Origin of the sequence: Aggregatimonas sangjinii (assembly GCF_005943945.1) — a bacterium.
GTDB lineage: Bacteria > Bacteroidota > Bacteroidia > Flavobacteriales > Flavobacteriaceae > Pelagihabitans > Pelagihabitans sangjinii.
The window spans coordinates 3,841,612-3,855,895 of sequence record NZ_CP040710.1; the positions used below are offsets into that span (position 1 = coordinate 3,841,612).

General features: G+C 44.6%; 10 protein-coding genes. 6 read left to right on the plus strand and 4 right to left on the minus strand.

Going from position 1 to position 14,284, the window contains the following annotated elements:
* Window positions 1-29 precede the first annotated feature (29 nt).
* Together FGM00_RS16115 and FGM00_RS16120 are read left to right on the plus strand one after the other, a co-directional pair.
* Window positions 30-2,627 (plus strand): Ig-like domain-containing protein, encoded by a 2,598-nt coding sequence (locus tag FGM00_RS16115; RefSeq protein ID WP_175416251.1) that lies wholly within the window; start codon window positions 30-32, stop codon window positions 2,625-2,627.
* Between the two features lie 151 nt (window positions 2,628-2,778).
* Window positions 2,779-4,203, plus strand: coding sequence for a Gfo/Idh/MocA family protein (locus FGM00_RS16120; RefSeq protein WP_138853896.1), 1,425 nt, complete (start codon window positions 2,779-2,781; stop codon window positions 4,201-4,203).
* Between the two features lie 261 nt (window positions 4,204-4,464).
* Here FGM00_RS16120 and FGM00_RS16125 read toward each other — a convergent pair whose 3' ends face one another.
* The 4 genes from FGM00_RS16125 to FGM00_RS16140 form a co-directional block, all read right to left on the minus strand.
* A complete protein-coding gene (locus FGM00_RS16125) occupies window positions 4,465-5,832 on the minus strand; it encodes a glycosyltransferase family 2 protein (protein WP_394344430.1) in 1,368 nt (455 codons plus the stop codon).
* Between the two features lie 306 nt (window positions 5,833-6,138).
* Window positions 6,139-6,699, minus strand: coding sequence for a porin family protein (locus FGM00_RS16130; protein WP_138853898.1), 561 nt, complete (start codon window positions 6,697-6,699; stop codon window positions 6,139-6,141).
* A 75-nt stretch (window positions 6,700-6,774) separates the two neighbouring features.
* Window positions 6,775-7,860 (minus strand): PA0069 family radical SAM protein, encoded by a 1,086-nt coding sequence (locus FGM00_RS16135; protein ID WP_138853899.1) that lies wholly within the window; start codon window positions 7,858-7,860, stop codon window positions 6,775-6,777.
* A gap of 617 nt (window positions 7,861-8,477) precedes the next feature.
* A complete protein-coding gene (locus FGM00_RS16140; RefSeq protein ID WP_138853900.1) occupies window positions 8,478-9,263 on the minus strand; it encodes a LytR/AlgR family response regulator transcription factor in 786 nt (261 codons plus the stop codon).
* A gap of 97 nt (window positions 9,264-9,360) precedes the next feature.
* Between FGM00_RS16140 and FGM00_RS16145 the strand changes: the two genes are divergently transcribed.
* The 4 genes from FGM00_RS16145 (at window position 9,361) to FGM00_RS16160 (ending at window position 14,192) form a co-directional block, all read left to right on the plus strand.
* Window positions 9,361-10,059 carry an outer membrane beta-barrel protein gene (locus tag FGM00_RS16145; RefSeq protein WP_175416252.1) on the plus strand — a complete coding sequence of 233 codons (699 nt, stop codon included), beginning with the start codon at window positions 9,361-9,363 and terminating at the stop codon, window positions 10,057-10,059.
* Window positions 10,060-10,090: 31 nt separating this feature from the next.
* On the plus strand, window positions 10,091-10,780 hold the full coding sequence (locus tag FGM00_RS16150) for a hypothetical protein (RefSeq protein ID WP_138853902.1): 690 nt from the start codon (window positions 10,091-10,093) through the stop codon (window positions 10,778-10,780).
* Between the two features lie 94 nt (window positions 10,781-10,874).
* Complete coding sequence (locus FGM00_RS16155; protein ID WP_138853903.1) at window positions 10,875-12,635, plus strand: T9SS type A sorting domain-containing protein; 1,761 nt, start codon at window positions 10,875-10,877, stop codon at window positions 12,633-12,635.
* A gap of 60 nt (window positions 12,636-12,695) precedes the next feature.
* Entirely contained in the window at window positions 12,696-14,192 is a 1,497-nt protein-coding gene (locus FGM00_RS16160; RefSeq protein ID WP_138853904.1) for a hypothetical protein, read from the plus strand.
* The last annotated feature ends 92 nt before the right edge of the window (window positions 14,193-14,284 follow it).

Here is a 14,284-nt window from a genome sequence, read left to right on the forward strand (position 1 = left end):
CTTATCCGTGTTCTATAATGCCCAAATACTTGAAAATACTCCTGGTTTTTTCGTGCATAGCGATGCTAGCGATCGCCTGTACCAAAAGTGTGGGGCTATATACCGAAGTGGAGTTCGAAGTATCCGAGCAATACCTTGCCGACGGTTTTGTTAATACGCCCTTGTCTGTAAATCTAACGGTGATTCCAGAGGAAATAATAGCGGATGTTGGCTATACCTATCGGCTTGAATCGTTTGATGGCCAAGGTGTTTTGATGGATAGCGAGGGAAATACGCTTAACTCAGGTGATAAAATTGGTTTTGATGCCCTATCTGCGGCCCTTGAATTTATCGGAACCGAAGAAGGTAGTCATACCATTGCCATTACCGTAGAAGATAGTTACGGTTTTACCAAAGAGGTTCGTCTTGTATTCAATATTACCGATATTCCATTATTATGGCGTGCCGAAAGTCCGATCACCCAAATGGAATTAGGAACAACCGTTGATATTAACCTTATTTTAGAGAACCAAACCGATGCTATCAACGGTACCTTTGAATGCAACTACCAACAGTCATTGGGTGATGGAACGCTAACAGGCTTCCCAACCGCCGATGCCGAATTTCCCACAGAATTCACGACAATTGTTCCAGGAAACTTTGCGCTCGAATTTACGCCTGATGTACTAGGAAATATCGAATTGATTTTCCGTTTGAGGGATAGCAATGGCCAAGAACTGACCAGTTCGGTAACCATAGAAGTAGTCGAGGAAATAATAGATATGGAACCTCCAGTACTATCCATTTCAGGTACCAACCCCACACAAGTATTTATAGGTCAGCCCTATATGGATGAAGGTGCGACCGCCATGGATAATGTAGACGGAAATATTACGGATCAAATCACGACCGTCTCCAATGTGGATACGAGTGTTGAAGATAGTTATCAGGTCATCTATTCGGTAGCGGATACCGATGGAAATAGCACTAGTGCCACACGTGTGGTCAATGTTGTTCAAGACCCCAATGGTTCTGAGATTGCAGTAACCGGGATTTCCATAACCGAGGAGAGCTTGTCGTTGACCGAAGGTGCCACCGGAGCTCTGATGGCGGTAATTAATCCCACCAATGCAACAAACCAAGGTATTGATTGGGTTTCGAACAATCCAGCCGTTGCGACAGTGGACGCCTCCGGAACGGTCACCGCCATCGCACAAGGAAACGCCATCATTACGGCAACATCCCAAGAGAACAACACCCTTTTTGATACGGCAGCGATTTCAGTGACCACCGAAACAGTAAACGTTACTGGCATCGATATCACGCAAACAGGACTTTCTTTGATTGAAGGCGATACTGGTACACTCACTGCTGTCATCTCGCCTAGCAATGCGACGAACCAAGGTGTTGATTGGGTTTCGAACAATCCAGCCGTTGCGACAGTAAACGCTTCCGGAACGGTGACTGCAGTAACACAAGGAAACGCCATCATTACGGCAACATCCCAAGAGAACAACACACTTTTCGATACGGCAGCGATTTCGGTAACCATGGAAACAGTAGATGTAACTGGCATCGACATCACCCAAGCAGATCTCTCTTTGGTCGAGGGCAATACGGGCACGCTCACTGCGGTCATCTCTCCCACCAACGCAACAAACCAAGGTGTGAATTGGACATCGGACAACCCTACGGTCGCAACGGTGAATGCCTCAGGAATGGTGACGGCTCTTGCCGTTGGCAACGCTACGATTACCGCCACGTCACAAGACAATCCCGCACAATTCGATACGGCCACCATTTCCGTCATCCATCCGTATCGCTATCACCGTTTTGATTATCTCGGCAATACACTTGCAACGGCGACCGCCAACTTCTGCAATGACCTATCTACAGGAACTCCAAAGCTGAATATTTCTATTGCTCAGGTTCTTCCAGTCGATAATGTATATCTCGTAACCGGCAGCCCGGATATTTCAGATGGCTATTATAGGGTTATCCTAAACTCCAATACCTCCAATTCGGATGCTGATGAAAATGTCTCCGGTGACTTGTTCACCAACGAAATCACCCCGGTCTGCGTAACTAACGGCGTGCCCGACGCTATAGATGATTCCGCTACGGTTGCCAGCAACTCAAATGTGGTCATTAACGTGCTCGGTAATGATACCGACCCGAATAATGATGCGCTAACCATTTTTAGTTTCACAACTCCGAATGTTGGTACGGTAAGTCAACAAGGAGACGATTTACGCTATTTTTCGGATGACAGCTGTACTACCGCCACTTTTGAATATACCGTTGATGATGGCAACGGCGGTCAGGACACTGCAACGGTTACGATAACCAAGACAGCTTCGGCCACTTTTTCGGGCGGTGGGAGTGTTTCCAGCTCATTTCCCTCTACTAGCGGTATCATCGAGGTGCTGTGCGACGATGTTACCGTTGTTTTAGGCGCTTTTGGCGGTAGCGGGGGAACCACAACCAACATCAACATAGATGGCATGAACTATAGCGTTACGGCCCCCGCCAATGACAGTTTATCGAGCTTAATTACAGTATTGGCGCCTGGCACTTATAATTACACGCTTAGCGGCAGCTTTAGCGGAGGCGGAAGTGGGGGTTCGGTGAGTGCCGTGGCCAACTAAACAACTTTTGAACAAAAAGCCAGCAACAGAATTTATACCGGTTATTCACGTTAACTTTTACTTTTTTTGCCTTTTCCTCGAAGGAAATGCTTCCCTCTACATCTATGAATTATTTGTATCTTAAACCTCATAATCGAACAATATTAAAAAGATGCAAAGAAGAAAATTCATCAAAAAATCCGCAGCTGCCTCCGCGGTATTCTCTATAGTACCAAGTTTTGTCATGGGAAAAAAACATGTGCCACCTAGCGACACGCTGTATATGGCAGGTTTTGGTGCTGGTGGGCAAGGCGGTGGTGATATTCAGGGCCTTTTCGCCACTGGCAAAGTCAAATTTGTCGCTCTTTGCGATGTAGATGAACGGATGGCGTCGGGAACCTATCAAAAATTTCCGGATGCCAAAAAATATAAGGACTTCAGAAAAGTATATGAAAACCATTTAAAGGATATCGATGCTGTTATGGTGGCCACCCCCGACCATATGCATGCTTCCATCGCATTGCCCTTTATGAAGGCAAAAAAGCATGCCTACGTCGAAAAGCCATTAACGCACAACATCAATGAGGCGCGAATCATGACCGAAGTGGCGAAAGAAAATGGTATCGTAAGCCAAATGGGGAACCAAGGTGCTTCGAGCGACGGCAGTCGGGAAGCTAGGGAGCTGATAGAGTCTGGCATTATCGGAAAAATAAACCGTGTCGATTGTTGGACAAACCGTCCCGTCTGGCCTCAGGGAATTCCCGTCCCCACAGAAAAACAAGCGGTTCCAAAAGAGCTGGATTGGGACCTTTGGCTTGGGGTCGCTGCGCAAAGGGACTACAACGAGGCGTATCTACCTTTTAAATGGCGTGGTTGGTGGGATTTCGGAACCGGGGCACTCGGCGATATGGGTTGCCATATCATGGAAACGCCCTTTAGCGTGCTCGATTTAAGTTACCCTACGGAGGCCGAAGCCAGTTGCACCACCAATTGGGTAGGTGATTTCGTAGAGGCCGACTACAATGAATCCTGCCCGTCTTCTTCCTTAGTGCGTTTAAAATTCAACACTCCGGAACATGGCGATATCGCCCTCAATTGGTACGATGGTGGTATCATGCCCGATTTGCCTGACGAATTAAAAGATGGTGAGACCATGGGTGCCGGTGGCGGTGGATCAATTTTTTATGGAACACGAGGAATACTGATTTGTGATGTGTATTCCCGAAATGCACGCATAGTACCTTCCAATATGATGGAAATGATTACACCCCCAACTCCGTATCTAGAACGCATTCCAGGCGATACGAATGGTCATTTCGCAAATTTTGTGGAAGCCTGTTTGAACGGTACCAAGGCCTCTTCGGATTTTAGTCGCTCAGGGCCTCTTACGGAAGCCGTGTTGATGGGCAATCTGGCCATCAGGGCCTTTCAGATGAAGGAGTTCAAAAAAGGTAAAAAAGCGGGCGACTGGGACCCCTTTCTATACCCCGGGCGTCGAAAACTCAAGTGGGATGGTCCCAATATGAAGGTTACCAATTGGGATGTTGCCAATGAATGGGTAAAGGGAACCTATCGAAAAGGCTGGGAATTGTCCTGAGCACCGCTGCTCTATACGAAGCACAATGATGGTAGTCTCAAAAATGGTTCTCTTCTCTACCAATAAAAGAAGAGGGCGTCTAAAAAGTACTTTCAGCCGTTTTTGCAAGGCACGAAGCAATCTGAAACTCGTTGGTATTAATAGACAGATTGCTTCGCCTTGCTCGTAATGACGTCTAGGGTATACTTTTTAGACGCCCTCTTCTTTCATAATAATCGTTATTCCGCTCTTCAATAATGGATGGCAAAAATTTCTTTTCGGTTATCCTCGTGTCAACCAACCTCTTTTGTTGGCCGTTGCGATCGCATACGGTGTAATCCAAAATAAACCAAAGGTAAATAGGATACTGTACGAATAGGCCCAAAAGGATTCCTTGAGGTTATAACGCTTGGCGTAGAACAATACTGGAAAAGTAGATAGCACCAAGATGCTAACTAATGTTGAACTCAAGAACAATAAAGGATGTGTTAGGATGAAAAACAACATGAAAAACAGGAAAGGGTAGCTCATGATTATTTTTGCCGATTGACTTATAAACAAAAGCCTCGTTCCCAATTTAGGCCCTTTTCTGAAGTTCTTGAACACATATTTCGACATTTGAATATTCTCGCGAACGTTGCTTCGTCCCCACCTGATAAACATTTTGTAAAGCCCCTTGTACTTCTCAGGTACGTTGGTATAAGCGAATGCATTTCTTTGGAAGAGAACGTGAAAACCTTGCTTCAAAATCATATTCGTCATAGCACGGTCCTCCCCGATATCGGAAGGTTGTCCCATAAAGGTTTGGTTGATCCATTCCTCCAAACAATTGAAAACAGCTGTCCTTCGATAAGCCGCTAGTGCCCCTGGCGTACAGAGTACGGAATTCAAAGTACTCTCCGCAGACCGTACGAATTCGAAGCTCATGACAAAACTTACATCCAACATTCTCGGAAGCAATGCCTTTTTATTGTTCAGTACCCGAATATTTCCGGCAACGGCACCGCAATTCTCATTTGCCACAAATGGGCTGACCAAATTGCGTAAGGTATCTTTCGCTACGATGGAATCGCTGTCTACAGTTACGAAAACTTCACCCGTACCATCGTTAAAACCTCTGTATAATGCATGCCGCTTGCCCATATTCTTGGGCTGTTGGAATATAGTAACCCGATCTCCCAACACCCTTCTGGCTTCTTTCATCCAGTGCCATGTATCATCTTTACTTCCATCATCTATTGATAACAGTTGTAATTTTTCATGCGGAAAATCACTGTCGGCCAAACTCATTAAAGTATCATACACCTGTTTTCCTTCATTGTAAGCAGGTACGATTACGGTGCAGGTCGGTAATTCTTCGTCCGAAACAGAAGCGATGGCCTTATATTTAAAATACTTGTAAATGATGAAAAGAAAAAAGCCTGCCTTAAAGAGGAAGAGACCCAGTGCCACATACATAAACGCTTGACCAAAAGTCGAACTAGAACGTTCTATATTAAACTCGGTTAAATCACTCCTTAAAATATAGGACAAATACGCCGCCCCGATCATCAAGACCAAAGTACTTCCCATGACAAAAATACCCCAAGGATTCGCTGTTTCGAAAAACCTTCGCATTCTATGGATAAAGCCTGGTCTGTTGGATTTCATTTTTAAATTCAAAGTATTCACTTTCATAAACATCCCGTTCATATATTGTTCTCGGAGTGTTATACGCTGCGAACACCGTAATCGGACGTGTCTTTAAAAGTATTTTAACAGCAGTCGCCTCAACCCATTTTCACAAATTCACTAAAAACGGAATTTTAATTACCCTTATCAGTAATCATGGTCCTCTAAAATTGTAAGTCTTAAAAAAGCGACCCATTCTTTTTAAGATTTCGGTAAAAATGACGGTCTGTGGATTCCTAGCGGATTTACGGCCTTAATCTATGTAAAATTGCCAAATCAGGTCGTTCAAAAAGCATAACCGGCCGCGATTTGGAAGACATTGTTCTGACTACTCCCATCAAAATCCGCTCCATTGATATTCAGGATGCCTTTGTTGTAGCGCAGACTAAAGAACAGCTGATCGTTCAATTTGTAGGAAGCTCCAATCGCAAAAGCTACATCCAGTTTTTTAAAGCGATCTTCGTCTTCTTCATTTGTAGAAACCAAAAAGCCGACCAAAGGGCCCGCTTCAGCGCTCAAACCCTCTAAAATATAGTATTTGCCAAGAATAGGAAGGTTGAGATAATCTAGTTTTAGATTGTTACCGTTGCTACCAAGGTTCCATTTCGTGCCTTGGGAAGAATACAGTAGTTCCGGTTGTGCGGCCAATTTTTCCGAAATCGGGATTTCGACCACCCCGCCTACATGAAAGCTCAGTTTAGACCCGAGTCCGCCCAAACCGGCATAGGTATTACCGCCAACAGAAGCCAGATTGACGCCTCCTTTTACCCCAAAATTGAACTCCTGGGCGTTCGACGTAAAAATGGTGCAAAGTGACCATAACATAAAAATGGATAATTTTCTCATAATTCAATGTTTACATTTTTGATTCGGACGTTAGTGTCGCCTAGATCAAAAAGTAAACATGTCCTTAAAGTCCATTCAGAAAAGTTTCATCTGCCCGTCTTTGTATTGTTCGTGCAAGACGACGTTTAAAGCCGGAAAAGTTTTATCCTTAAAATAGCTACGCCTGGCCAAACGCATCAAATCATGTAATTGGGTCGCTATTTTTCCTTCGCCTCGACTACGGATTCCGAAGCGACTATCGTTTAGGGAACCGCCGTGGCAAGCGGCGATTTGGTGCAGCACTTTAGTTGCTTTATCCGGCAAGGTTTTATGAATCCATTCGGTAAATAATTGCCCGATCGCCCCGTTCAAACGCACGACGGTAAAGGCCATCGAACAGGCCCCACTTTCGGAGACCGCCTTCGCCAAAGCAATTATTTCATGGCTATTGATTCCGGGAATTATCGGGGCCAACATGGCATTGACCGGAATACCGTTTTCCGATAAAATTCGAATAGTGTCCAAACGTTTTTTGATGGATACGGTTCTTGGTTCCAGAATTCGCCTTGTTTCTTCGGAAAGGGAAGTGACCGATATGTTCACACCGACCAACCCATATTGACCAAGTTCTTTGAGGATATCCAAATCCCGCAGCAGCAACGCATTTTTGGTAATAATGCCCACAGGATGCCGATATTTTAGAAAAACCTCTAAACATGCCCGGGTAATTTCGAATTTCTTTTCAGCAGGTTGATAGCAATCGGTATTCCCGGACATAACTATGGTCTGTGCTTTCCATTTTTTATGTTTAATCTTGGCCTCCAATAGTGCCGCGGCATCTTTTTTGATAAGAATTTTTCGTTCAAAATCGAGTCCTGCACTGTAGCCCCAAAACTCGTGGGTATTGCGGGCATAGCAATAGATACAACCATGTTCGCACCCTTGATAGGGGTTCATCGAATACTGCATACCCACATCGGGACTCGTAACCTTGTTCACAATGGTTTTGGGAAAAATCGGCAGGTATTGGGTCCGGTTTTTGTCGGCTTCTTCCCCTTCCAACCGACAATATTCCAGAAAATCATCCCGGGTCTCATACACTTGTTGCATAAAGCGATTGTGTACGTTTTGCTGGGCACCCCGCCCTTTGATGTAATTATCCTGATTTTTATTATTGGACATAATCCAAATTTATGGAATTTATCCAATATTTACATTGATTTGCATGTTAATTGGCAAGGTTAAGCATTTTAACTTACCGCCTAACAATTTGGACACCCTTCGGTACATACGTCACGAGCCAAAAACTATTATTTATTGTCCATTGAACTAGCAGTATTTTTCAGGGTGTAAATGATAATTTTTAAAGTCCAATTTCTCAATACATTTTACATAACGCCTGTAGCTTACGCTTTTGAAATTGTTGTTGAACTGCCATAGAATATCCTTTAAAAAGCCAAAATCTTTATCAAAGACGCCTTTTGTACAGTGTTTAATATTGTCCTATAAAAGATTAATTAATGAGAATACTAAAAAAGACCGTATCTAGGACTCTTCAGAAAGTGTTTTATAGCTGTAAATCTTGTACTTTAAAATCGCCGATTTTCGGGACAACCCTAAAATTTACCTTGGTGAATAATCCCGTTCAGGCTATCGTATAAAGATAGCGACCGTTTAATCGTGCTCTTTACTTTTTGTCGATTGGACTTGATGTCAAGAAGGTTATGGGTTCCTCTACCTACCCTTCCATATGCTTCTTGAACTGGAGCTAGGAAAGCTGATTAAATTTACCAGGTTTCTCAAGTTAATTTTATGATATTATCTATAAGCAATAAATTTCCTTGATAGGTTTTACTAACGGGAATCACTGTTCCATCCTTCAATTCTATCTCATTGGAGGAGAACGACCTGATATGATTTGGATTCACGATAAAGGACCGATGAGTACGTATAAAGCCATACGGTTTTAATTCCGTTTCCGCTTTCTTCATTCGTTGAAATGCCATATGGTTTCCGTTACCGGTAAAATAATTGATATACTCCCCATTGGCCTGTAGATGGGAAACATCCTGTGGAAGCAAATGCAACGTCCTACCCTCAGATCTAATGACGATGGGATTCAGAGTCGGGTAGTCGTTTTTTACCATGACCGCCTTGTATTTTTCCCGTGCCGCCAGACCCCACTCATAAATCGAGTAGGCGTACCCCAAGAAAACAAATGCTGCCGATGTAAAGAACAAGAAGAAGACCGATCGACCGGGATAATGGAACACCGTCCATTCCGGTAATTTGTGTTGCAATATAAAATAGACTATCGCAAAGCGCAATAAAGTAAATAAAAAAACCCACGACCAAAACTTCAATCTTGGAAATTTGATGTGTTTGCTCAGCACAAAATATCCAATCAAAAGCATTCCGATAACTTCGGCCGTGATGGCCAAGGCCAGTAGAAAAGCGGGAAAAAGAGCGTAAAAGTCATCATAATAAGTCCATGCGGATGACAAAAGTAATACTCCCCAAAATAGGATTCTTTCCCATAAGGAATCCAATCTTAGCCATTTGGTTGAAAATTTTAAGTGATTCATTGAAAATGTGCCATTTTAGGTACTAGTAGCGCTATTCTTTCGTTCTTAGATGCGAACGAATTCAGGGAAATTTAACATAAAAACCTTGAATACTATAATGACAAGACGAAAATATATCAGCGCCATGAAACGCAAAGCCATTATTTTAATTTCCATCTTATCCATCGCTTTCCTTGGGAAAATTAACGCTCAGGAACTGCGATACGGAATTCTTGCCGGCGGGATTTTTGCGAACCAAAAGATAGAGACCGAGGGGCTCGATATACTCAATATAGATTATGATACCCAAAGTCGATTTTCCTGGGAATTGGGAATGATGGCGGAGGTGCCCATCTCGGATGGGCTTACGGTTCAACCCACCCTACTTTTGAGTAATAAGGGATACGTATACAAAGATTCACGGGACGATTTCGAGCTCACCATAAAATCCAGACCGGTATATCTTAGTTTGCCGATCCCGATTTGTGGGCATATCATGCTGGATGATTTAAAGTTTATCGCTGGTCTAGGCCCTTATGCAAGTATCGGACTTGGCGGAAAAATCGATAGCACGGGTAATTCGGGCAATTTTAGTTTTGCCGAGGACGGTGCCATCGACTATGGCGATGACGATTCGGACGACTATCGCCCTCTTGACCTCGGTATCGTATTTACCGGAGGGATTGAAATTCAAGAATTCCAACTGAGTCTTGCTTATGAACTGGGCTTGAAGAACATCGCACCGAACGGAGACGAGGATACAGTGATCCGCAATCGCTCTTTAAGTCTCCGAGGTGTCTATTTCCTTCCTTTTTAAATTATTATCTGAACCCCAAATATTTATATCTATGAAAACAATCAAACACAATTACATTTTGCTGATCATTGTCGCTTTTTCTTTGACGGCCTGTCAAAAAGAGGACTCCGTGAACGTAAATCAAGATCGTATTTTCGCAGCCTACGAATTGTTCTATGACCAAAACGAGGATTTGACTACTGCTAAGGCCGTATTTACGTTCGGCAATCGAACGGGAACCCGATTAACGCTTTCCGAAGGTTCTTCCGTTAATTTTGACGGAAAACAGATGACCTACGATGAACTTACCGGAGCCTATCTATCGGAAATGGCCGGCTATAAGGCCTCTGGAACTTTCGTTTTCGAGGATCTCGATACCGGTGTCTTTACTAATTCGGTAGAATTGAACCCGATCAGTTTTGATGCCAATGTTCCGGACACGATCGATAGCACAGTTTCCTATGAGATCGGATGGGAAGGTGATCCTGTCATGAGTAACCGATCGACAGTCGCCGCCACGGTCGTTCCAAATAATACGGAACAGACCAAAGTATTTCTTCAGACGAGTATGGGTGCCGAGAACGTTACCTTGACTACCAACAAGTTGCAAGAGATAGACCCTCAGCCCGGTAACATATTGTTGGAAAGGGGCACCGAATACGACCTGAGCGAGAAATCGTCGGCGGGCGGTGTGATTACGGCAAGATATCGCACGAACGCCAAAAGCATAACGATCGAATGATGAATTTAGGGACGGTTTGATAACCGTCCCTAAACTTTTCATTCAGTACAGATGAGTCTCACAATTCCAAATTTCGCTCAACTAAAAATTGAAAATGAATAGATTTGAGGTCCAGTTTTGGGTACTGATGATATTAGCCATGACGTGCAATTTCGGCTTCGCCCAAACGTCATTCTGCGGCGAGGACCCTCCAAATAACCCGTTTTTAGCGGATTCACCTTGGCCGACCTACCATAGAAACAGTTACAGACAGGCCTCGACCTGCCTAAGAGGTCCCGAAAAGGGGGATAGCCTCAACGTAAAGGCCAGGGCCAATTTGAACGGAGGCACTTCCCCTTGGGTATACCTCTCGGAAAAATACCCCGAGGGAGAGCGGGTTCTACTCCAATCCAATACCACCCATGTATTCAAGTTCTTGGATAACGGCAGCGAGATCGTCACAATCGACAGCCTGCGTATCGATTTCGATCCGGTCCAATCCTTTGGCTGGAATTTTTTACTTACCAAGAACAAGACCTGGTTTACCTACGATCCGAAATACGACCCAGACAATGATCGGTATACCCGTTTGTTCAAGTTGAGCGATGCCGATACCTCGGACCCCTATTCCGATATCGTGGTCTTGGATACGTTGAACTTCGGGGATTTTGGTGTCAACCGTGTGCAACACTTTGGAATCAATTACGAGGGACATATTGTTTTTAACAGTGACAACGATACCGAAAACGGATTCGGTACGGTCGGTGTGATATCCCAGGATTTTGAAGTTTTGGATACGTTCCGTTTCCCTACCGATCCCGATGAGATTACCAACCACAATGCGTTTCCCATCGATGAGGATAATAGTTTTTTCATAACCACGAACAAGCGCATCATTAAATTCGATTGGGACGGGGAATCCGTATCCATTGACTGGGAGGCGGCCTATGATTTCGTTGGAGATGGGCCGACCGGTACTTTCGCCGAGGGTAGCGGAACCACGCCCACATTTTTGGGCTGGGGAGCGGGCAACGATAAACTGGTGGTCATGTCCGACGGGCATGCCAAAAACAACCTTGTCGCCTTTTGGCGCGAAATACCCTCGGACTGGGAACCTATACCCGGAACGGACCCCCATTACGCGGGACGTATCGAGCTGCCCGCCGCCGTTAGTTTCAACAACCTCTTCCAAAGTATCGAAAATTCTCCTACGGCCTATGGTTATGATATCGCAATAGCCCAGTTCAACGGATTTTTGGGATATGAATGCGATAATATCAAAGGAGTGCAAAAAGTTTCATGGGACACCGAATCCAATTCCTGGAACATCGCCTGGGTCAATTCGGAGGTCAATATGAACGGGGTACTGACCTACGCCGCGGGCTCGAATCTGGTCTACAGCAGCGGAAAGGAATCGGACTGTAATTATTATTTCTACGGTCTGAACTGGGATACCGGGGAATTGGAAGTACGCTTGCTACTCGGTCCTGAAGGAAGTTTTACCGCCGACACCTATTACGATGCAGGGAACAATTGCATCATTGCCGAAAACGGGGACGTCTATTTTCCAGGAGGATCTTCACTGGTAAAAGTGGAAATCGTTCAAAGGGCGGAAACCTCACCCGAACCGGAGCCTGAACCTGTGGAAATGGAAGTTTTGGTATATCCGGTCCCTTCCACACAAGTCATCAATATTTCCTTTCCGGAAGATTCGTCGGTTACCGAAGTGTCGGTATTCACCTATGCCGGTAAATTTGTTGAAACCTCTACGTTGATGGACAATTCTTTCAATGTGGGGAACTTGGCCTCAGGGCTATATTTCCTTTCCTATGAAATGGAAGGAAGGACACACATTAAAAAGTTTATTCGGAATTGACCTTATTCCAATGTTTCGTAAAAGTCCAGTCTCAGTTGAAACCATTTTATAAATTTCAAAATGAAGAAAACGTCACTGTTAACAGTAATCGGCCTAAGTCTGATACTCCTCTCGAGCCTTTCGGCCCAGAATGGAACATCTGTAGTTGAGATGCCACCGAAGAATCCCCATTTGCCCGATTCACCTTGGCCGACCTATCATCGGAACAACTACAGACAGGCCTCGACGCAATATCCCGGTCCCGTGAATGCGACCGAATACGAAATCAAAGTCCTGAAAGGTATTAAAGGCGGCACCTCCTGTTGGACCAATCTGACGGATACCTATCCCGATGGTCAACGCCTATTACTTTTATCGAACTCTACCCATGTCTACAAAGTTGCCGATGACGATAAAGGACTTCGTATCGTGGCCAAACAGCGGATCGATAAGGATTGGCTGAAATCATTCGGATGGAACTACCTTCAGGGCAAGGACCATTCCTGGTTTACCTACGACCCGAAATACGATCCGAAAAAGAAAGAATACACCCGTTTGTTCCGATTGGAGGATGCGGTCAGAAACGACCCGTATTCCGACATCGTGGTGAAGGACACCTTTAACTTTGGTAAATATGATATCAATAAAGTACAGCACTATGGCATGAACTATTCGGGCCAAATCGTTTTTGCCAGTGACAATGATAAGGGGAAAAATCCGTGTACGGTCGGTATCATCTCACAGGAGTTCGAGTTGTTGGCATCCATGCAAATCGAACCTATAGGAAACGATGAGATTTTCGGGCACAATGCCTTTCCGATTGATGAACATAACAGTTTCTACTTGGTGACGACCAAACGGCTCCTTCGTGTCGATTGGGACGGCGAAGAACTGTCGATAGGCTGGGAGGCGTTCTACGACTTCGTAGGCGATGGCCCTACCGGAAAGTTCGCGGAGGGTAGCGGAACCACTCCGACCCTTATGGGCGTGGGTGAGGGTAATGATAAACTGGTCGTATTGGCGGATGGCCATAGCCTGAACAACCTTCTCGCCTTTTGGAGGGAGGTCCCGGAAGATTGGAAGGGAATTCCCGGTGCGGATCGGCGATTGGCCGGGAAGATAAAACTTCCCGCCGCCAAAAGGTTCAGCGATACCTTTCAATCCATCGAAAATTCACCATCGGTTATGGGCTATGACGTGGCAATCGCACAATTTAACGGGTTTTTGGGCCAAGGCAATAATACGATGAAGGGCGTACAAAAAATCCATTGGAATACGGAGAAGAACGTCTTCGAGCTTTCATGGGTAAATACCGATATCAACATGAACGGTATCCTGACCATAAGCTCGGGATCGAACATGGTTTATGGTAGCGGGCGCGAGGATAAATGCAGCTATTATTACTATGGACTGGATTGGGATACAGGGGAGTTGAAATTCAGAAAGCACCTGGGCAAAGCCTGTAGAAAGTTGTTCAATCCTTATGACGATGGTGGCAACAATAATGTCATCGACGATAAGGGTAATATTTATTTTTCAGGTGGTGGTTCCGTGATCAAGCTACAGTCCAAGCTTTAAAATAAGAAAGCGATGAACGTCATCCTAAAAAAGAACGCATATCGTACATAGTCACCATTTGATTATTATATCAATTCTGTGTAAAAGTTCCC